The organism is Streptomyces sp. NPDC029159 (assembly GCF_055564055.1).
The window spans coordinates 107,413-125,732 of record NZ_JBVHWT010000001.1; the positions used below are offsets into that span (position 1 = coordinate 107,413).

Sequence of the window (18,320 nt, forward strand, 5' to 3'; positions counted from 1 at the left end):
TCGGGGCGGGCGTCCGTGGCGTACGGGCGCCTGCCGGGGAGGCGTCAGCCGTTGACGCAGGTGTTGCCGAACGCGGGGTTGAGCAGCCCGATGATGTTGATGGTGTTGCCGCAGACGTTGACGGGGACGTCGACCGGGACCTGGATGTTGTTGCCGGAGATGACGCCGGGCGAACCGACGGCGGCACCCTCGGCGCCGGCGCCGTGGGCGGAGGCGACACCGGCACCACCGATGACGGCGATACCCGCGGCGGCGGACAGAACGGCGGCCTTGGAGACAAACTTCACGGCGAACCTCTTCACTGAAGCAGCTTTCGGGACTTGCGCGTACGCGTAGGCGACGCACAGCCGCGCGGAGCGACAAGCTGTTCAACGCATGAACAGCCGACGGGTAGCGCCACTTTCGGGTGAATCCGGGGCATGTGTGTTCGTAGCCGCCCCCTGTGGATGACCTGCGCGGGCGTGCGGGGCGTGCGGACCGGGCGTGTGGGCCGGGTGGGTGCAGCGCACCACGTACGGCGAAGCCGTCGGCCGACCGCGGACGGACCTGGCGAAACCGCTGGTCAGAGCGATTGTCAGACCCTGCTGCAAGACTCCTGGCATGAGATGGGCGGTGGCGGAGACGGGCGACGGGGGTGTGCGTCTCTGCCCGCTCACTCCGGACGGGAGACCCGCGGGGCCGGTGGTGCGGGAGCCCTCGCTCGCGGCGGCGGTGCGGGCCCGGCCCGAGGTGGAGCGGTGGGTGTGGCGCTCCACCCCCGAGCTGTACCGCGGGCTGCTGGCGGCGGGGCTGCGGGTGGAGCGGTGTTACGACGTCGAGGCGGCGGAGGCGCTGCTGATCGGGCACGAGGAGGGGCAGCGGGGGCAGCCGCGATCGCTGGCGGCGGCATGGGCGCGGCTGCGGGGGCTGCCGGTGCCGCCGGATGCGCCGGTGCGGGCGGCCGACACCCAGCCGTCGCTGTTCGAGCCGGGCCCGGTGCCGCTGCCGCCGGGGACGGACGAGCTGACGGCGCTGCTGGAGGTCTACGCGGGCCAGGTGGCGTGCACGGAGCGGGCGGAGCGGCCGGAGCGGATGCGGTTGCTGCTGGCGTCGGAGTCGGCGGGGATGCTGGTCGCGGCGGAGATGACGTGGGCCGGGGTGCCGTGGCGGGCCGATGTGCACCGGGCGTTGCTGGACGAGCTGTTGGGCGAGCGGTTCCCCGGCGGGCTGGAGCCGCGGCGGATGGCGGAGCTGGCCGAGGAGGTGTCGCGGGCGTTCGGCGGGGCGCGGGTGCGGCCGGATCTGCCGCAGGACATCGTCCGGGCGTTCGCGGGCGCGGGCATCGCGCTCAGCTCGACGCGTAAGTGGGAGCTGCAGCGGATCGACCATCCGGCGGTGGCGCCGCTGCTGGCGTACAAGGCGCTGTACCGGCTGCACACCGCGCACGGCTGGTCGTGGTTGCAGCAGTGGGTGCACGAGGGGCGGTTCCGGCCCGCGTATCTGCCGGGCGGGACGGTATCCGGCCGCTGGACGACGAACGGCGGCGGGGCGCTCCAGGTGCCGAAGGTGGTGCGGCGGGCGGTGCGGGCCGATCCGGGGTGGCGGCTGGTGGTGGCCGACGCCGATCAGATGGAGCCGCGGGTGCTGGCGGCGGTCTCGCGGGACCGCGGGCTGATGGAGGTCGCGGGCACCGGCCGTGATCTGTACGCGGACCTCGCCGCGCGGGCCTTCGGCGGCGACCGGGACCGCGCCAAGCTGGCGCTGCTGGGCGCGATCTACGGCCAGACGTCCGGGGACGGGCTGAAGCACCTGGCCGATCTGCGGCGGCGGTATCCGGCGGCGGTGGCGTACGTCGACGATGCGGCGCGGGCGGGCGAGGAGGGGCGGCTGGTGCGGACGTGGCTGGGGCGGACGTGCCCGCCCGCGTCGGTGGCGCCGCCGGAGGAGGCCGGGCTGCCGCAGGAGGAGGACGCGGAGGGGGCCGGGTACGGCGGGGGTGCGGCGGCGCGGGCGCGCGGCCGGTTCACCCGGAACTTCGTGGTGCAGGGCAGCGCCGCGGACTGGACGCTGCTGGTCCTGGCCGGGCTGCGGCGCACGTTGTACGAGGCGGGGCTGCGGGCGGAGTTGGTGTTCTTCCAGCATGACGAGGTGATCGTGCACTGCCCCGCCGAGGAGGCGGAGGCGGTCGCGGCGGCCATCGCGTCGGCGGCGGATGCGGCGGGCCGTCTGGCGTTCGGTCCGACGCCGGTGCGGTTCCCGTTCACGACGGCGGTGGTGGACTGCTACGCGGACGCGAAGTGAGGGGCGGGGCGGCGGGGCGGCCGGGTGGTGGTTCGGGCGCCGGTCCACAGCCCGCACGCCGATTCGAGGGCACGACCTAAAATCCGGGGGTACGGGACAACCCTCAGGCGGCCGGCCGTGCTGAGGGCGGCCGACATCCGATCCGCGAAGGGACGACGCGTTGACCGACAGCGAAGGCAATCGGGCCTCGGTCACGGACGGGGGCCCGCACGGCCGGGCCCCGGAGACCGAGCGGTCGGGCCCGGCGGCAGGTCGGCGGAGCCCCGGGACGGAGCGGCCGGATCCGGAGGCGGCACACCCGGCCGCGACGGACCCGCGCACCCCGGAGGCGGACCCGCGGGCCGCCCCGGAGCAGGCCGCCGCGGGGCACGCGGGCGCGGCCGGTCCCGCCGCAGGTCACGCGGCCGGTGCCGAGGCGCCCGCCAAGCTGAGCCCGCGGGAGCGGCGTAAGCGGATCGCGGACCGGGTGCTGGCCGAGGGGCAGGTCACCATCGAGGAGCTGGTGCAGGAGCTGGGCGTCAGCCAGATGACCGTGCACCGGGATCTGGACACGCTGGAGCACCAGGGGTGGCTGCGGAAGGTGCGCGGCGGGGCGACGGCCGCGCCGAACGCGCTCTTCGAGTCCAATGCGCGGTGGCGGGGGAATGAGCAGGTCGCGGCGAAGGAGGCGATCTGCGCGGCGGCGCTGGCCATCGCCGAGCCGGGCCAGGCCGTGATCATCGATGATTCCAGCACGGCGCTGCCGCTGGCCCGGGCGCTCTCCTCGCGCGGTGCGTACACCGTCATCACCAACTCCCTCCAGGTGATCAACGAGTTGGCGGAGGAGCCCGACATCCGGGTGATCGCGCTGGGCGGGGAGTACCACGCGGCGTTCAACGCCTTCCTCGGCATGTCCACCGCCGACAGCGCCCGCAGCTTCCGCGCCGATGTCGCGTTCCTGTCCACCTCGGCCGTCGACAATGGCCACTGCTATCACCAGGCGCAGGAAAACGTCCTGGTCAAGCGGGCGTTGATGGCGGCGGCGCGGCGGAAGGTGCTGCTCGTCGACCATTCGAAGTTCGGCCGTCAGGCGCTCTACGAGCTGGCGCCGCTCGCCGATTTCGATCTCGTCATCTCCGATGCGCGGCTGCCGCAGGAGGAGCAGGAGGCGCTGCACTCGCTGGGCGTGCGCTACGAGTTGGTGTCCGAGGAGACCCACCGGGTGTGACGTACGACGGGCCGTGACCCACTGACAGGGCGCCCGCCTCCGGAGTCTTCCGGTGGCGGGCGCCCTGTTGCGTCGGAGCAGGTCAGCGGTGGCGGGCGGCGCCCACCGGGTCCTTCTTGAACGCCCAGTCCATCTTGGGCTCCATCGCGAAGCGGAAGACGCGCTGCACGGGTGGGGTGCACAGCAGCGTGATGACGGTGCCCGCGATCAGGGTCAGCACGATCGCGCCCCACGGGGTGTGCACCCAGGAGACGTCGTACCAGCCCCAGAAGCGGGAGCCCTTGGCGAGGAAGCCGTGCAGCAGATAGCCGTAGAGGGTGCCGGCACCGAGGGCGGTGCACCACATCGTGCGGCCCGGGATCCAGGCGAAGAAGCAGGCGACGAGGACCAGCGAGCAGCCGAACATCGCGAGCGTCATGACGGCGCCGCTCCACCAGGGGGCGTGGAGATCCTGCGCGGCGTCGCGGTGGTAGAACCACGCGGCGTTCATCCGGGGCGCGGCCCAGTACGCGAAGAGCAGCGCACCGGCCATGACCGGGACGGCGGCGATGCGGGCCCGGCGGTTGCGGACGAGCTTGAAGTGCTCGGCCTTGAGGTTCAGTCCGAGGACGAAGAACGGCAGGAACTGCAGGACGCGCTGGAGGTCGAGGTCGTTACCGATCTCCGGGGAGAGGGAGGCGGCGACGGCGATGGCGAGTGCCAGCGGGATCGGCCAGCGGACGACCTTCCACAGCGGGGTGGTCAGCCGCCAGATGAAGAGCGCGACCAGGAACCAGGTGAGGTACCAGGGGTCCAGGAGGCTGATGGGGTAGCCGGGGTCGTCGTCCGCCCACCGCTTGAAGAAGGTGTACGCCGTCTCGAAGAGGATGTACGGGACGGCGACGCCGGTGATCAGTCGCTGCAGCCGGTCCTTGCGCATGTCGAAGCTGCGCGAGAAGTAGCCGGAGATGAGGATGAACGCCGGCATGTGGAAGGCGTAGACGGTCATGTAGAGGGCGGCGGCGGCGCGGCTGCCGTCCCGGAGCGGTTCCCAGGCGTGGCCCATCGCCACCAGCACGATGGCGAGGTACTTCGCGTTGTCGAAGAACGCGTCGCGCTGCTTCTTCGGCGCGGGCGCCGCATCCTGGCGCGGGGCCGGGGACTGCCGCGGGACGGCTGCGGCGGCGGGCGGGGCGAGGGCGGTGGCGGTGGCACCGCCCGCGGTGGCCTGCGGGGGCATCGGGACGCGGCGGTCGCCGTGGTCGGATATGTCGTTCGTCAAGGGCCCTCCCGGTACGAACCCAGAGGAGGGGCGGGACGAGCAATCGCGCCGGGTGCCACGAAGGAACCCATCGGCCGGATTCTGCGTCTCCATACGTATGCGGGGGGCGTGGCGGCGTCGAACATCTCAGGCACCTTAGCTCTGCCGCGCGAATCCCGTAAATCCTTGCCCGGGCCGGTTCTGACAAGGGCCGGATCCCATTTCTGGGCACGTTATGCGACAACTCCGTCGATTCCTCGCGCCGCTGCGGCGGGGGTGTCGGGGGTCGCGCCGGGGCCCCATCCGTAGATGCGCAGCGGGGCGCCGTGCGGGCCGCGCAGCCGGTGGACGGCGGCGGCCCAGCGCGGGGTGAGGTGGTCGAGCGGCGGGTTGATGCCGTCGGTGAAGCGGGCGTAGCGGGCGGCGTCGCGGAGGGTGGGCGCGCCGAGGACGGCGGTGCGCAGGCGCGGGTCGAGTCGGTGGACGGTGCGGACGGAGCCGGCGTCGAAGCTCTGGATGACGAGGCGGCCGTGGTGGGCGCGGCCGAGCCAGCCCTCGGCGCGCAGCAGGCGGAGGGTCTGGGCCTCGATGCCGGGGTAGCGGGCGGGGTTCTTCAACTCCAGCAGCAGCGATTGGTGGTGCTGGTCCAGGCGCCGCAGATAGCGGGTGAGGGTCGGCACCCGCTCCCCCGCGAACCGTGTGGCGAACCAGCTCCCGGCGTCGAGCCGGGCGATCTCGGCGGCCGTGAGATCGGCCACCCGCCAGGGGGCGCGGCCGGGCAGGGCGCGCACCGCGTCGGTGGTGCGACGCAGCGTCGCGTCGTGGACGACGACGAGCTGCCCGTCCTTGGTGCGCTGGACGTCGTTCTCGACCCAGGTGAGCCCGGCGCGGTGGGCCGCGTCGACGGCGGCGAGGGTGTTCTCCGGCGCCCGGCGGGCCGCGCCGCGGTGCGCGATGACCAGCGGGGCGGCGACGGCGGGGGCGGTCGGCGGGCCGGGGTGGTCCGCTGCGCCGCGGGGGTACGCCGCCGGGGCGACCGCGGGCCGGGGGCCGGGGCGGGCGGCCGGGGCGGTGAGAGCGGTGCCGGTGGCGAGGGCGGCGAGCAGGGTGACGGCGGCGGCGCGCCGTAGGGATATGTGCGGCACGGTGCCTCCAGGTCGCTCGCCCGCCGGACGGCACCGTGGCGGCCCCGTCCCGTGCCGCACCGCCGGGAGCCCGCACGGTCCCGGCGGACGGCACTCCTCGACGGTCGCCCGGCGCCGGAGCCGCGGCGAATCGGGCGCGGCTGTCCGGGGGCGGGGGACCCGGGTGGGGGAATGCGCAAGGACGCTCCCGTGCGGCTGCCCGCCGGGGGGGCGGGCAGCCGGATGCGGGCGGCCGGGTGCGGCGGGCCGCCGGGGGGCCTACGAGTTCGGGCTGTCCGGCGGGGTCTGCGGGCCCAGGCCCCAGCTCACCGGGTGGCCCTCCGTCGCCGCCGGGTCGACCTCCCCGGTGCGGGCGAAGGCCGCCCACTCGCCCCGCAGCGCGCGCCCGAACTCGTCCGCCTCGGACCAGGGGACGTCGCCGAGCATCGGCGCGTCCCGCCACGCCGCCTCGTCGCCGAGCAGCAGCGGCAGCTCCAGGCAGTGGACGGCGCCGAACGGTGAGCCCGCCGGCTCCCAGTCGAGGCGGTAGGTGGTGACGCGGGCGCCCGCGGCGGTGGCCCAGGCGGCGAACTCCGTGATCGGGGCGGCGAAGGCGGGGCCCTCGGCGGCGCGGGCGTCGGCGCGGGTCAGGCCGAAGGCGGTCAGCTCCTCGCGGTTCCAGCCGATGAGCAGGTCGACGCCGTCGAGGCCGGTGGCGGGCGGGGCGGCGGGGACCGGGTCGGCGCCGACGACGGGGGAGAACGGCGGCGCGACACGGCTGCCGGTGCGTGCCGTGACGCTTTCGGCGGCGACCGCGACGGCGGTGAGCAGTGCGTCGGGTGCGGCGGTGAACGGGTCGCCGTCCAGCGTCGCGAGGAAGGCGGCGCCGTCCGCCTCGGCCTCGGCGGGGTCGGTCTGGACGGGGCCGAGGACCGGGCTCTGGAGGATGGCGCGGCGCAGCAGGCGCGGAGTCTCGGGGTGGCGCAGCAGCAGGGCCAGGGAGATCGCCCCGGCGGACTGTCCGGCGACGGTGACCTGTGCCGGGTCGCCGCCGTGCCGGGCGATGTTCTCGGCCACCCAGCGCAGTGCGGTCAGTTGGTCGAGGAGGCCGAGGTTTCCGGCGGCGACGTCCGGGTGGCGGAGGAAGCCGAGCGGGCCGAGGCGGTAGTTGACGGAGACGACGACGAGATCGCCCTCGGCGCTGAGCCGGGCGCCGTCGTACCAGTCGAGCAGGCCGGAGCCGCTGGAGAAGCCGCCGCCGTGCAGGAAGACGAGGACGGGCCGGGGCGCGGCGGGCGCCGCCGGGGCGGTGATGCTCAGGTGCAGGCAGTCCTCGTCCTGCGGCAAGCGCCGGGCGGTGCCCATCACGGCTTCGAGCCGGGACGGCGGCTGCGGGCAGATCGCGCCGGACACCGGGTCGTCGGCGCCCGCGGGGACGGGGACCGGCGGCCGGAAGCGGGCGGCGGTGGCGTAGCGGAGGGGTCCGGTGCGGCGGACCGGGACGCTCCCCCGGTCGGTGGGGACGTCGACGACGTGGCCCGGTGCGCTGTTCACAGGCGGCTCTCTCCTTCGGTACGGGGCGGGGGGGGGCGGGCGGCGGCGGTACGGGGCCGGGCCCGGTGGCCGCCGCCCGGGTACAACGTACGGATCCCGGCGGCCGATCCGTCCGGGGGAGGCGGAACGGGACCGGCCGCCGGGAGGTTTCCGGCCGATGTGCGGGCGGTCGCGGCGGGGAGTGCGGACCGGTCCGCGGGCCGCGTTCAGACCGGCGGCAGCCCCAGGAACCGCCGGGCGTTGCCGCCGAGGATCGCCGCGCGGTCAGTTTCGTCCAGGAAGTCGGAGCGGTGGACGACGGCGCCGACGGGCCGCTCCCCCAGCGGGTAGGGGTAGTCGCTGCCGACCATCACCTGGCTCGCGCCGAGGGTGTCGACGAGGGTGCGCAGCGCGGTGGGTTCGAAGACGACCGAGTCGACGGAGAAGCGGTCGGTGTAGTGCGAGGGCGGCAGCGCGGAGGTGGCGATGGCGTCGGCGCGGCGGTGCCAGGCGTTCTCCAGGCGGCCCAGCCAGAACGCGAAGGAGCCGCCGCCGTGCGCGAAGCAGATCCGCAGGGTGTCGGGGACCCGGTCGAAGACGCCGCCGAGGACGAGGGCGAGCACCGAGAGGTGGGTTTCGGCGGGCATCCCGGTCAGCCACTGGGCCATCCAGCGGTCCAGCCGCGGGGAGGCCGGCATGTCCCAGGGGTGGACGAAGACAGGGGCGCCGCGGTCGGCGCAGTGCTGGAGGAAGGTGACGATGCCCTCGTCATCGAGGTCGCGGTCGCCGACGTGGTTGCCGATCTCCACCCCGTGGTGGCCGTTGGCGAGGCAGCGGTCGAGTTCGCGGCAGGCGGCGTCCGGATCCTGCAAAGGAACCTGCGCGAAGGGCAGCAGCCGCCCGGGGGCGGGGGCGCAGATCTCCAGGGCGAGGTCGTTGAAGATCTGCGCGACCTTGACCGCCTGGTCGGCGGGGCGGGCGTAGTTGAAGAAGACCGGGGTGGGCGAGACGACCTGGGCGTCGATGCCGTCGGCGGCCATGTTGGCGAGGCGGGTGCCGGCGTCCCAGCAGTCGGCGCCGATCCGGCGGAACTCCCGGGAGCCGACCATGATCATGGCCTCGCGTTCGGAGGTGACGCGCAGCCAGGGCCAGTCGGGCGCGGGCCCGGCGGCGGTCGCCAGATCGGGCCAGCCGAGCGGCACGTAGTGGGTGTGGACGTCGATGCGGGAGGCGCCCACGAGGGGGTCCGGGGTGGGTCTGGTCACGGTGCGGTTCCGCTCTTGCCGGGGTGCAGGGTGCCGCAGGCGCGGCAGGTTCGGGCCCGGGCGTCGCCGTGGAAGGCGGTGAAGACCGGGGGGAGGTCGCGGACGATGTCGCGGACCTGGAGTTCCACGTCGTGGACGAGGGCGTGGCAGCCGGGGCAGTACCACTGGAAGCGCTCCAGGGTGCCCTCGTCCCGGACGCGTTCGACGACCAGGCCGACGGAGCCCGCCTCGGGGCGCTGCGGGGAGTGCGGGACGCCGCCGGGCAGCAGGAACATCTCGCCCTCGCGGACATCGATCCGCCGGGGCCGTCCGTCGACCATGACGTTGATGTGCATGGCGCCCTTGACCTGGTAGAACCACTCCTCGTACGGCTCCAGGTGGTAGTCGGTGCGGGCGTTGGGGCCGCCGACGACCTGGACGATGAAGTCGCTGGTGCCGTCCCAGATCTGCCGGTTGTTCACGGGTGGCCGGAGGTCGTCGGCGTGGTCGCGTACCCACTGGGCGAAGTTGATGACCGGAGGCAGGTCCATCGTGCTCCTCGGGTTGGCGGTACGGAGGGGGCGGGCACGCCCTGGGGCGCGGGCCGGGGCGGGCGCCTAGGGTGCGGGCCGGTGGGCGATGCCCTGGATCTCGATGAGCAGGTGCGGGTGGGGCAGTTGGTGGACGGCGACGGTGGTGCGGGTGGGCCCGCGCTCGTCGAAGTGCTCGGCCCAGACCGCGTTGTAGCCCGCGAAGTCGTTCATGTTCACCAGATACGCGGTGACCTGGACGAGATCGTCCAGGGTGGCTCCGGCGGCGGCCAGCACCTCGCGGACGTTGGCGAGGACCGCGCGGGTCTGCTCCCGGATGTCGAGGGTGGTGGCGCCCATCTCGTCGGCTTCGGCACCGGCGATGGTGTTGTCCGGCCTGCGGCTGCTGGTCCCGGAGAAGAACACCAGGTCACCGGCGGTTTTCACATGCGGGAACCGGCCGCGTGGGGTGGCCTTCCCGGGGACGACGATGCCGTCATTGCTCATGAAGGGTTCCTGATCGTTGCGGCGGGCCCGGCGGCCTCGTCCCCCGCGGCGTCCGCCACGGTGAAGGCGACGCGGCCGAGTCCGGCGACGGTGGCCTCGATGTGGCTGCCCGGGGTGAGGGCGACGGCGGGCGTGGCGGCGCCGGCCAGCAGGATCTCCCCGGCGCGCAGCGGGTGGCCGAGTTCCCGGGCGCGGCGCAGCGCGGCGTGGACGGCGCGCAGCGGGTGGCCGAGGATCGCGGCGGTGGAGCCGGTCTCGGCGGTGCGCCCGTCGATCTCCAGCCGGACGCCGCGGTGGGCGAGGTCCCCGGCGTCGGCGAGCGCGGTCCAGGGCCCGAGGACGTATCCGGCGGCGGAGGTGTTGTCGGCGACGACGTCCTCCAGGGTGAACCGGAAGTCGCGGTACCGGCTGTCGATGATCTCCAGCGCCGGGGCGACGGCATCGATGGCCGCCTCCGGATCGACGGCGTCCCCGGGCCGCACATCGACCGCGAGCCGGAAGGCGACCTCGGGTTCGACGCGCGGATGGACGTAGTCGGCCAGGGAGACGCGGGCGCCGTCGGGCAGCCGCATGGCGTCGGTGAGGCGGCCGAAGATGACGTCGAAGACGCCCATCTGCGCCGCCTTGGTGCGGCTGGTGAAGCCGAGCTTGACGCCGCTGGGCCGCTCACCGCGGGCGGTACGCCGCTCGATCAGCAGCCGCTGCACGTCGTACGCCGCATCGAGGCCGAGCGGCGCGGCGGCGGTGAGCTGGGCGACCGGGGCGGCGCCGGTGGCCGCGGCGTCCAGCACCGCGGCGGCCTCGGCGAGGTCCCAACCACCGTCATCAGCAGGGGAGCTCATCGGATCGTCTTCCTTCCGGGCGGCGTGGACGGTCATGACGTGCCGCCGCTCTCTGGTGCAGGGGCGGCGGCCCCGCCCGGCGGGTCGGCCGGGGTGAGCGGCCGCGGGGTGACGCCGAGGGGGACGGCGTCGCGGGAGGTGTTGCCGGCGACGGCGCCGGCGCTCCGGACGCCCCACCCGCCGATCCACCCCCGTACCGGCGCACCGGGCACCCCGCTCGCAGCGGCCTGCCGCAGCCGCCCGGCGACCTCCGCGATCCGGGCGTCAGCGGCCCGGTCGGCGGTCAACTCACCGCAGTACACCCGCTGTTGAGGTACGCGCTCGCTCACAGCTGCACGCACACATTCGTCGGCTCGGTGTAGAAGTGGAGGGAGTGCGCCCCGCCCTCGCGGCCGATGCCGGAGAGGCCGGTGCCGCCGAAGGGCGAGCGCAGATCGCGCAGGTACCAGGTGTTGACCCAGGCCATCCCGGTCCGCATCCGCTGGGCGACGCGGTGGCCGCGCTCCAGGTCCCGGGTCCAGACGCAGGAGGCCAGCCCGTACGGGGTGTCGTTCGCCAGCCGGACGGCCTCCTCCTCGGTGTCGAACGGGATCAGCCCGGCGACCGGCCCGAAGATCTCCTCCCGCATGGTGCGGGAGGTGTGCTCAAGGCCCGTCCACAGCGTCGGCTCGATCCACGCGCCGCCGTCCAGCTCCGCGCCCATCTCGGGGACGCCGCCGCCGGTCAGCACCTCCGCGCCCTCGCTGCGGGCGAGTTCGAGATAGCCGAGGACCTTCTTGCGGTGGCCCTGGGAGATCAGCGGTCCGGTGGTGGTCGCCGGGTCCTCGGGGCGGCCCGGGCACAGCGCGCGGGCGCGCTCCGCGAGCCCCGCGGCGATCTCGTCGAAGAGTGGCCGCTGTACGTAGACGCGCTCGGTGCACAGGCAGACCTGACCGGTGTTGGTGAACACCGACCGGGCCAGCCCGTCCACCGTCCGTGCCACATCCGCGTCGTCGAAGACCAGCGCGGCGTTCTTGCCGCCCAGCTCGAACGAGACGGGCCGCACGCCCGGCGCCGCCGCCCGCATGATCGCCGTGCCGGTGGCGGACTCGCCGGTGAACGTCACGCCGTCCACGTCCGGGTGTCCGGCGAGGAAGGCGCCCGCGGAGTCCGGGCCGAAGCCGTGCACGACATTGCAGACGCCGTCCGGCAGCCCGGCCTCCTTCAGGATCTCGGCGAGCAGCGTCGCGGAGGAGGGCGTCAGCTCCGACGGCTTGACGACCACGGCGTTTCCGCAGGCCAGGGCCGGTGCGAGCTTCCAGGTGAGGAGGAGCAGCGGAAGGTTCCACGGCACGATGACGGCGACGACGCCGAGCGGCCGGCGGACCGCGTAGTTCAGCGCCGTACGCCCGCCGGGCAGTTCGGTGAGGAAGGAGTCGAGGCCGGTGGCGGAGATGGTGTCGGCGAACGCCCGGAAGTTCGCGGCGGCGCGGGCCACGTCCAGGTCCCGGGCCATCGCCAGGGGCTTGCCGGTGTCGGCGACCTCCGCGGCGACCAGTTCGTCGGCGCGCCGGTCGATGACGTCGGCGATCCGCCGCATCAGCTCGGCGCGCTCGGGGACGGTGGTGTCGCCCCAAGGGCCGGTCAGGGCGCGGCGGGCGGCCCGGACGGCGACGTCGACGAGGACCTCGTCGGCCTCGTGCACCTTGCCGACGAGTGCGCCGTCCACCGGGCTGAACCGGTCGAAGGAGCGCACGCCGTCCACGAAGGCGCCGTCCACGAAATTGCGGATCTCCCGCACGGGGAGCGAAGTGCTGCGGCTCATGACGCCGAGGCTAGGGAGCGCAGCCATGCCTGAATAATGCTCTTTGCGTTCCCCGCGATACCTCTACGGGCATACCGTGACCCCTATGGAGAGCGAGAGGCTGCTCGACGGCCGTCTGAAACTGCGCCACCTCACCCTCGTCACCGCCATCGCCGACCAGGGCAGCGTCATCCGCGCCGCCCAGGAACTGCACATCACCCAGCCCGTCGTCACCCGCGCCCTGCACGAGCTGGAGACGATCCTCGGGGTCCCGCTGTTCGAACGGCACCACCGCGGGGTGACGCCGACGCTGTACGGGGAGTCGTTCATCGGCCACGCCCGCGCGGTCCTGGCGCAGCTGCGGCAGGCCGGCGCGGAGCTGGGCCACCTCGCCGCCGGTCACCTCGGCTCGGTCACCGTCGGCGTCCATCTGGCCGGGTCCAACCTGCTGCTGCCACGGGCGATGGCGGCGCTCAAGCGGGCGCATCCGGCGGTCACCGTCGTCGTCCGCGAGGCCACCCCGGACACGCTCCGCGCCGGGGTCCTCTCCGGGGAGATCGACCTGATCGTCGGCCGCCTCTCGGGGCAGCCGCCGCGCCGCCTCACCCAGGAGCAGCTCTACCGCGAACCGGTCCGCCTCACCGCCCGCACCGACCACCCCGTGCACCAGCTGCAACAGCCGTCCCTCGCCGAGCTGCGCCGCTACCCGTGGGTGCTCCCCGTCGACCGGACCGCGCTCCGCGCCGAGCTGGAGGAGCTGTTCACCCACGCCGACCTGGAACTCCCCGACGACCGCGTCGAATGCACCTCCATGCCCACCCTGCGCCACTTCCTCCTCGCCACCGACGCCGTCGCCGTCCTCCCCCTCCTCCTCGCCACCCAGGATCCGGACCTCCGCCTCATCGACACCCCCTTGAAATCCATCAGCCAGGCCGTCGGCCTCACCCGCCCCGCGGACCGGCCGCTGTCGCCCGCGGCGGACACGCTCCGGACGTATCTGCGGCAGGAGGCGCGGGGGCTGGCGCGGTTGGTGGAATAGCGGAGCCGCCGTTCCGACGAGGAACGGCGGCGATCACGCACCTTGGGAAACAGCCCGCATCTCTCCACGATTGTGGGAGGACGGACGGGCGTGACCTTGTGGACCTGCCCGTGTCACCCGATGGTGACCCCGGCGGTGGCGTTCGCCTCCGCGGGCAGGTATTCGTCATTGCCCCGGAACTTTGCGGTGTAGCCGTGGGCAAGCCCCTTGATCCACGTCTGAGGATCTCCGGCGTACTGCGGGGATCCGACCTTGACGTCCCCATTGGCATCGGTGAATCCGCTGCCGACTTTCCTGTCCTTGACGAAGAATTCGACCCGCAGGCCCTTGACGCCGTTCCCGTTGACGTCCGTGGCGGTTGCCAAACCCGTACCGGCGATCAGCGAAGAGAGATCGCCACTTGCCGCCGAAGCGTCAAGGTTGAGGGGCTGCTGCTTGGCCGGCTTGCTCGGCTGACTCGACTGGCCCGACGATCCCTGCTGATTCTTCATTTCGTCGATGGCCTTCTTCAGCTCATCGATCTGTTTCTGCTGATCCTCGATCTTCTGGTCCTGCTCCTTGATTTTCTTCTGCTGCGCGTCGATCATGTCCTGGTCTGCGCCCATGGGACTTTCTCCTCTGCGCCTTCATCTCTGAAGATGATCCCGAACATACTGGAGGGGCACCTTTAAGACCGCCCCCTGTTCCAGGCTGGCACGGCCACACAGAGTCCGCCCGTCGATCAACTCGGGCCGAAACAGCGGGAGAACGGGCTCGGGCGCCCCCGGTCACCATCCGCGTAAATCCTGCAAGAGCTCCCTGGGCGAGTACAATTCACCACACCGCCACGGGGACCGATATCGCCCCCTCTCCCCCGCGCCCCCAAGGATTTCCCCACCGGTTTTCCGCGGCGCCACCGACTCACCGACCACCGGCCCGAAGAATAAAAATCGACCCGCCGAAGAAACCAACGAACCATCACGGAAAACCGAGGTTAGGCTTTCTCCCATGGCGATTCAGCGGATGGACAACGTCGGCATCGTCGTCGACGACATGGAGGTCGCCAAGGCGTTCTTCACCGAACTCGGCCTGGAGCTGGAGGGCACGGCCCCGATCGAGGGCCCCTGGGTGGACCGCATCCTCGGCCTCCCCGACGTCCGCACCGAGATCGCGATGATGCGCGCCCCGGACGGCCACACCCGCCTCGAACTGACCACCTTCCACAACCCGCCCCCGCTCACCCCCGACCCGGCGGACCCGCCGCCCCACACCCTGGGCCTGCGCCGACTGATGTTCGCCGTGGACGACATCCGGGACACGGTGACCAGACTGCACACCCACGGCGCCGAACTCCTCGGCGAGATCACCCGGTTCGAGGACGCCTATCTGCTGTGCTACCTGCGGGGACCGGGCGGCGTGATCATCGCGTTGGCGGAGGCGCTGGGCTGACGGCGGGGCGGCCGGGCGGGCTGGTGTGAGTCAGGCCGCCTCGTGCAGCCTGACTCACGGTCTCGGGTCAGCCCGTACGCGTGCCGCGGTATGCCACCGGGCCTTCGCCGGGGAACCGGGCGGTTCCCTGGAAGTTGCTGCCGCCGTCGAAGAACGTCACCGAGCCGCTCCCCTGGTCACCGCTCCAGGTGACCGTGGTCCCCGTCGAGGGGGCGCCGCTCTCGGGAACGACCTGGTTGCGGTTCACGATGCTGAGCTTCAGCGGCGCGTCCGGCTGCCAACCGCCGCCCCCCGTCTGGATCTCCGTGTTGTACGTGGCCATGAGTTCCTCCTGGCTCCGTGAACGGTGTCGGGCGCCTGCCACGCGCCCTCACCATGACGTTCGCCGTCCGCCAACTCCCGTAATCCCGTGGCCAGTTGATTGCCAGGGCAAACCACACCCGTGAGGGATTCGCGCCGCATGCCCTGGTCAGCAGGTTGACGAGGACTCCCACCCCGACCACCCACCCCCTTGCGAACGGAAAATTTCACCAGCCCGGGGAGACCGCTCCTGCCACAGAAACATGGCCTCGGACGACGCCCCCCCCGGCAGCCCGCCGCCGCCTCAGCCGCCCGCCCCCGTCCCCCGCCTCTTCTCGACCCGCTCCCGCGCGAACTCCCTAACAATCTCCGGCAGTTGCTCCACATCCAGCAACGACGGCAACAGCTCCGGCTCCGTCATCACCGCGCGGAACGTGTACGCCACACTCACCCCGTGCGCGGGCCGCCGCACGACCGTCACCGGGTCCCCGGCCCGGATCTCCCCCGGCGTGATCACCCGCAGATACGCCCCCGGCAACCCAGCCCGCACGAACCGCCGGTTCCAGCCACGCTCCCCCATCCACCCCTGGAACGTCCCGCACGGCGTCCGCGGACACGACACCTCCAACACTACCTCCGCCCCGACCCGCCACCGCTCCCCGATCACCGCCCCGTTGACGTCCACCCCGACGGTCGTGAGGTTCTCCCCGAACGCCCCGTTCCCCAGCGCCCGCCCCAACTCCCGCTCCCAGCCGTCCAGATCCTCCCGCGCATACGCGTAAACGGCCTGGTCAGCGCCCCCGTGATGCGCCACGTCGTACACCCGGTCGCCGGCCAGACCGACCTCCCCCACCCCCTCGGCCAGGGGCGCGGCCACGGCCACGCGCCCCTCCACCGGCCGCTTGTCGATCCCCGTCCTCCCGCCCGTCTCCCGCCGGCTCTTCCACGGGTTGGGACGGGGACGGCCTACGTTGACGGAGAGCAGCTTCATGGGGCGACGGTAAGGCGGGGAGCCTTGGGTGGGCCAGGGATTTCCCTTGGGCCGCTACCCCGGCCCCCGGCTCACCGCGATCCGACACACCTCCCGCAGCGACTCCCCGAGGCGGGCGACGGCGTACCGCAGCTGCTCGGGTGTGGTGCGCCGCTCGGCCGCCAGGCGATCGACGTGTTCCAGCAGGTCGAGGGCCATCTCCAGCTGTACGGTCTCCATCTCGTCGGCCAGCTGTGAGACGAACCCGGTGCCGTCCCCGACCACGTAGCAGGGCTTGCCGTCGTCCCCCGTCCACGGCAGCAGCCGCGGCGTCCGCGCCGCGCCGCTCATACCGCCGCCCGCCCGGCACGCGCCGCACCCGGAACAACGCCGCCCCCGAGCGCGGCCCGCACCAGCGCCCGCCTGCGCGCCCAGCGCCACTCGGCGCCGGCCGCCAGCTTCCGCTCGTACGCCACGAGCCGCGGCGACAGCAGCAGCCCCTCGGCCGGGGCCGGGCGGCGGCATCGCGGCGGCCGGATCGGCTCCACCCGGAACGCCTCCGGATCGACCGGCCGCGCCCCGCCGTCCGCCCGGTGCCGTCCGCTCGGCGGCCACCACATCACGACGGCGAGCGGCACCAATGGGGCGAGCGGCGCCCAGGGCAGGACGCGCTCACATACCTGGACGAGGGATTCCAACACGTCATCAACTCCCGATCAGTTGAGGGCACACGACAGCATTTCACTGTGTAGTGATTCCCTCACAGACTGAGACCACGAGGGCTACCCTGACCAGGGGGTGCGAGGTGACTGCCCCGGCGTCACATGGGAGTTGACGAATGAGCAACAGCTACGGCGACTGGCTCCGCGCCCAACGCGAAGCGGCGGGCATGACCCAGCAGGAACTGGCCGACACCGCGATCATGACCCGTTCCCACATCGCCCACATCGAGGCGGGCCGCCGCATCCCGTCCAAGGAAGACGCCCGGAGGCTGGACCAGGCGTTGGGCACGGGGGATGTGTTGAGCAGTTTCCTGCCGGAGGACACGACAGCCGTACCCGACCGTTTTGCCGATGCCCTGGACCTTGAGAGGCAGGCCACGCGGATCCAGGAGTTCGCTTCCACCCTCGTGCCGGGCATCCTTCAAACGGAGCGGTACGCCCGTGCGGTCTTGCGTACCGCCTTTCCCCCGTGGAGCCCGGAGGAATGTGACCGCATCGTCGTCACACGACTGAACCGGGCTCAGATACTCGCCCACCCGGTGACACCCATAGTGTGGATCCTCATGGATGAGGCTGTGCTGCGTCGGCCAGTTGGCGGCCGAGAGGTGATGGCGGAGCAGATCCAGCACATCCTTCAGCTGGGCGAGACCGAGCGGGCACGCGTGCACGTCCTGCCGAAGGCGCTCGGGGCACATCCGCTGATGGCGGGGCTGCTTTCTCTGATGTGGTTCGAGGACCAGCCTCCCCTCGCCTATTCCGAGGGGATGTCCGTGGCCAAGCTGCACGATTCGCCGTCCGTGGTCCAGCGGTTGCAGGGCCTCTACGCTCTCGCCTTGAGCGACGCGCTGTCGTTCGAAGAGTCCATGGCCCTCATGAGGACAATCGCGGAGGAATACAAGAACAATGGCTGAGCACCTCTCCCTCAATGCCACCCTGCTCACGGGCTGGCGCAAGTCCTCCTACAGCGACAACGAAGGAGCCAGCTGCGTCGAAGTCCTGGACGGCCACCCCAACGCCGTCCCCGTCCGCGACTCCAAGAACCCGCACGGACCTGCGCTGCTCATCCCGACGGACGGCTGGACCGCCTTCATCGGAAGCGTCAAGGGCGGAGACTTCGTCTCCTGACGACGGGATTCTGAGAGCGGGCGCCGGGCCGGAACGGAGTTCCTGAACGGCGCCCGCTCTCGCATGGCGGCACGTCCACGGGGGCAACCTGGCCGTGGACGAGGTGCCACCTCGGGCGCCGGGCATCCCACATCGATCGGCTGACGCACCATGTGACAGCGGCCGACGCACATCGGCGAAGGAGACCGCCCCATGACCGATCACACGCCTACGCAGGCCATCGGGTCTTCCGGCTGGCGCAAGTCGACGTACAGCGGCGCCGAGCCGGGTAGTTGCGTCGAAATCCACGACGGCCACCCCACCGCCGTCCCCGTCCGCGACTCCAAGAACCCGCACGGCCCCACGCTCCTCATCCCGACGAACGACTGGACCGCATTCATCGGAAGCGTCAAAACCGGAGACTTCGCCTCCTGACGCATGGGACCGGCTGCTCACCGCCTTCCCCA

The 18,320-nt window shown here is 72.7% G+C and carries 22 protein-coding genes; 7 read left to right on the forward strand and 15 right to left on the reverse strand.

The genetic code is table 11. The features are described from left to right. Nucleotides 1–44: 44 nt before the first annotated feature. Entirely contained in the window at nt 45–287 is a 243-nt protein-coding gene (locus ACZ4U4_RS00525; protein ID WP_467867855.1) for a chaplin, read from the reverse strand. Nucleotides 288–600: 313 nt separating this feature from the next. On the opposite strand from ACZ4U4_RS00525, the gene ACZ4U4_RS00530 reads away from it, so the two are divergent. After that, nucleotides 601–2,280 carry a bifunctional 3'-5' exonuclease/DNA polymerase gene (locus ACZ4U4_RS00530; protein WP_467867857.1) on the forward strand — a complete coding sequence of 560 codons (1,680 nt, stop codon included), beginning with the start codon at nt 601–603 and terminating at the stop codon, nt 2,278–2,280. Between the two features lie 160 nt (nt 2,281–2,440). Then, entirely contained in the window at nt 2,441–3,487 is a 1,047-nt protein-coding gene (locus ACZ4U4_RS00535) for a DeoR/GlpR family DNA-binding transcription regulator (protein WP_467867859.1), read from the forward strand. 82 nt (nt 3,488–3,569) lie between these two features. Here ACZ4U4_RS00535 and ACZ4U4_RS00540 read toward each other — a convergent pair whose 3' ends face one another. The 9 genes from ACZ4U4_RS00540 to ACZ4U4_RS00580 all read right to left on the reverse strand — a co-directional run bounded on the left by ACZ4U4_RS00540 (nt 3,570) and on the right by ACZ4U4_RS00580 (nt 12,311). Beyond that, nucleotides 3,570–4,748, reverse strand: a complete 1,179-nt coding sequence (locus ACZ4U4_RS00540; protein ID WP_467867861.1) for an acyltransferase family protein — start codon at nt 4,746–4,748, stop codon at nt 3,570–3,572. Between the two features lie 212 nt (nt 4,749–4,960). Beyond that, nucleotides 4,961–5,872: a glycerophosphodiester phosphodiesterase gene (locus tag ACZ4U4_RS00545; protein ID WP_467867863.1), complete on the reverse strand. Its 912-nt coding sequence runs from the start codon at nt 5,870–5,872 to the stop codon at nt 4,961–4,963. Nucleotides 5,873–6,130: 258 nt separating this feature from the next. Further along, nucleotides 6,131–7,405, reverse strand: coding sequence for a carboxylesterase family protein (locus tag ACZ4U4_RS00550; protein ID WP_467867865.1), 1,275 nt, complete (start codon nt 7,403–7,405; stop codon nt 6,131–6,133). Between the two features lie 206 nt (nt 7,406–7,611). Then, complete coding sequence (locus ACZ4U4_RS00555) at nt 7,612–8,649, reverse strand: amidohydrolase family protein (RefSeq protein ID WP_467867867.1); 1,038 nt, start codon at nt 8,647–8,649, stop codon at nt 7,612–7,614. Next, nucleotides 8,646–9,179 carry a 3-hydroxyanthranilate 3,4-dioxygenase gene (locus ACZ4U4_RS00560; RefSeq protein ID WP_467867869.1) on the reverse strand — a complete coding sequence of 178 codons (534 nt, stop codon included), beginning with the start codon at nt 9,177–9,179 and terminating at the stop codon, nt 8,646–8,648. The genes ACZ4U4_RS00555 and ACZ4U4_RS00560 overlap by 4 nt, the downstream gene beginning before the upstream one ends. A gap of 66 nt (nt 9,180–9,245) precedes the next feature. Further along, a complete protein-coding gene (locus ACZ4U4_RS00565) occupies nt 9,246–9,665 on the reverse strand; it encodes a RidA family protein (RefSeq protein ID WP_467867871.1) in 420 nt (139 codons plus the stop codon). Next, on the reverse strand, nt 9,662–10,507 hold the full coding sequence (locus ACZ4U4_RS00570; RefSeq protein WP_467867873.1) for a 2-keto-4-pentenoate hydratase: 846 nt from the start codon (nt 10,505–10,507) through the stop codon (nt 9,662–9,664). Before ACZ4U4_RS00570 ends, ACZ4U4_RS00565 begins: the two co-directional genes overlap by 4 nt. Before the next feature lie 32 nt (nt 10,508–10,539). Next, nucleotides 10,540–10,836 carry a hypothetical protein gene (locus tag ACZ4U4_RS00575; RefSeq protein WP_467867875.1) on the reverse strand — a complete coding sequence of 99 codons (297 nt, stop codon included), beginning with the start codon at nt 10,834–10,836 and terminating at the stop codon, nt 10,540–10,542. After that, a complete protein-coding gene (locus ACZ4U4_RS00580) occupies nt 10,833–12,311 on the reverse strand; it encodes a 2-hydroxymuconic semialdehyde dehydrogenase (RefSeq protein WP_467867877.1) in 1,479 nt (492 codons plus the stop codon). Before ACZ4U4_RS00580 ends, ACZ4U4_RS00575 begins: the two co-directional genes overlap by 4 nt. An 85-nt stretch (nt 12,312–12,396) precedes the next feature. Here ACZ4U4_RS00580 and ACZ4U4_RS00585 point away from each other — a divergent pair, with 85 nt between their 5' ends. After that, a complete protein-coding gene (locus ACZ4U4_RS00585) occupies nt 12,397–13,329 on the forward strand; it encodes a LysR substrate-binding domain-containing protein (RefSeq protein WP_467867879.1) in 933 nt (310 codons plus the stop codon). Between the two features lie 113 nt (nt 13,330–13,442). On the opposite strand, the gene ACZ4U4_RS00590 is transcribed toward ACZ4U4_RS00585, so the two are convergent. Beyond that, the gene (locus ACZ4U4_RS00590) at nt 13,443–13,934 is read right to left on the reverse strand and encodes a hypothetical protein (protein WP_467867881.1); all 492 of its coding nucleotides are present in this window, start codon (nt 13,932–13,934) and stop codon (nt 13,443–13,445) included. A 382-nt stretch (nt 13,935–14,316) separates the two neighbouring features. On the opposite strand from ACZ4U4_RS00590, the gene ACZ4U4_RS00595 reads away from it, so the two are divergent. Further along, on the forward strand, nt 14,317–14,757 hold the full coding sequence (locus ACZ4U4_RS00595) for a VOC family protein (protein WP_467867883.1): 441 nt from the start codon (nt 14,317–14,319) through the stop codon (nt 14,755–14,757). 67 nt (nt 14,758–14,824) lie between these two features. Here ACZ4U4_RS00595 and ACZ4U4_RS00600 read toward each other — a convergent pair whose 3' ends face one another. The 4 genes from ACZ4U4_RS00600 to ACZ4U4_RS00615 form a co-directional block, all read right to left on the reverse strand. Next, on the reverse strand, nt 14,825–15,079 hold the full coding sequence (locus ACZ4U4_RS00600) for a hypothetical protein (RefSeq protein ID WP_467867884.1): 255 nt from the start codon (nt 15,077–15,079) through the stop codon (nt 14,825–14,827). 282 nt (nt 15,080–15,361) lie between these two features. Then, a complete protein-coding gene (locus tag ACZ4U4_RS00605; RefSeq protein ID WP_467867886.1) occupies nt 15,362–16,048 on the reverse strand; it encodes an MOSC domain-containing protein in 687 nt (228 codons plus the stop codon). A gap of 54 nt (nt 16,049–16,102) precedes the next feature. Further along, nucleotides 16,103–16,378 carry a hypothetical protein gene (locus ACZ4U4_RS00610; protein ID WP_467867888.1) on the reverse strand — a complete coding sequence of 92 codons (276 nt, stop codon included), beginning with the start codon at nt 16,376–16,378 and terminating at the stop codon, nt 16,103–16,105. Next, complete coding sequence (locus ACZ4U4_RS00615; RefSeq protein WP_467867890.1) at nt 16,375–16,728, reverse strand: hypothetical protein; 354 nt, start codon at nt 16,726–16,728, stop codon at nt 16,375–16,377. The genes ACZ4U4_RS00610 and ACZ4U4_RS00615 overlap by 4 nt, the downstream gene beginning before the upstream one ends. 137 nt (nt 16,729–16,865) lie before the next feature. On the opposite strand from ACZ4U4_RS00615, the gene ACZ4U4_RS00620 reads away from it, so the two are divergent. The 3 genes from ACZ4U4_RS00620 (at nt 16,866) to ACZ4U4_RS00630 (ending at nt 18,288) form a co-directional block, all read left to right on the forward strand. Next, the gene (locus ACZ4U4_RS00620) at nt 16,866–17,660 is read left to right on the forward strand and encodes a helix-turn-helix domain-containing protein (protein ID WP_467867892.1); all 795 of its coding nucleotides are present in this window, start codon (nt 16,866–16,868) and stop codon (nt 17,658–17,660) included. Then, on the forward strand, nt 17,653–17,874 hold the full coding sequence (locus tag ACZ4U4_RS00625) for a DUF397 domain-containing protein (protein ID WP_467867894.1): 222 nt from the start codon (nt 17,653–17,655) through the stop codon (nt 17,872–17,874). The genes ACZ4U4_RS00620 and ACZ4U4_RS00625 overlap by 8 nt, the downstream gene beginning before the upstream one ends. A gap of 192 nt (nt 17,875–18,066) precedes the next feature. Then, the gene (locus tag ACZ4U4_RS00630; protein ID WP_467867896.1) at nt 18,067–18,288 is read left to right on the forward strand and encodes a DUF397 domain-containing protein; all 222 of its coding nucleotides are present in this window, start codon (nt 18,067–18,069) and stop codon (nt 18,286–18,288) included. Nucleotides 18,289–18,320: the final 32 nt, after the last annotated feature.

Bases quoted from the DNA above. Each gene is read 5' to 3' on its own strand.
- ACZ4U4_RS00605 (WP_467867886.1), bottom strand. From the start codon at position 16,048: ATGAAGCTGCTCTCCGTCAACGTAGGCCGTCCCCGTCCCAACCCGTGG.
- ACZ4U4_RS00590 (WP_467867881.1), bottom strand. From the start codon at position 13,934: ATGGGCGCAGACCAGGACATGATCGACGCGCAGCAGAAGAAAATCAAG.
- ACZ4U4_RS00595 (WP_467867883.1), top strand. From the start codon at position 14,317: ATGGCGATTCAGCGGATGGACAACGTCGGCATCGTCGTCGACGACATG.
- ACZ4U4_RS00600 (WP_467867884.1), bottom strand. From the start codon at position 15,079: ATGGCCACGTACAACACGGAGATCCAGACGGGGGGCGGCGGTTGGCAG.
- ACZ4U4_RS00570 (WP_467867873.1), bottom strand. From the start codon at position 10,507: ATGAGCTCCCCTGCTGATGACGGTGGTTGGGACCTCGCCGAGGCCGCC.
- ACZ4U4_RS00625 (WP_467867894.1), top strand. From the start codon at position 17,653: ATGGCTGAGCACCTCTCCCTCAATGCCACCCTGCTCACGGGCTGGCGC.
- ACZ4U4_RS00585 (WP_467867879.1), top strand. From the start codon at position 12,397: ATGGAGAGCGAGAGGCTGCTCGACGGCCGTCTGAAACTGCGCCACCTC.
- ACZ4U4_RS00580 (WP_467867877.1), bottom strand. From the start codon at position 12,311: ATGAGCCGCAGCACTTCGCTCCCCGTGCGGGAGATCCGCAATTTCGTG.
- ACZ4U4_RS00530 (WP_467867857.1), top strand. From the start codon at position 601: ATGAGATGGGCGGTGGCGGAGACGGGCGACGGGGGTGTGCGTCTCTGC.
- ACZ4U4_RS00560 (WP_467867869.1), bottom strand. From the start codon at position 9,179: ATGGACCTGCCTCCGGTCATCAACTTCGCCCAGTGGGTACGCGACCAC.
- ACZ4U4_RS00565 (WP_467867871.1), bottom strand. From the start codon at position 9,665: ATGAGCAATGACGGCATCGTCGTCCCCGGGAAGGCCACCCCACGCGGC.
- ACZ4U4_RS00620 (WP_467867892.1), top strand. From the start codon at position 16,866: ATGAGCAACAGCTACGGCGACTGGCTCCGCGCCCAACGCGAAGCGGCG.
- ACZ4U4_RS00610 (WP_467867888.1), bottom strand. From the start codon at position 16,378: ATGAGCGGCGCGGCGCGGACGCCGCGGCTGCTGCCGTGGACGGGGGAC.
- ACZ4U4_RS00630 (WP_467867896.1), top strand. From the start codon at position 18,067: ATGACCGATCACACGCCTACGCAGGCCATCGGGTCTTCCGGCTGGCGC.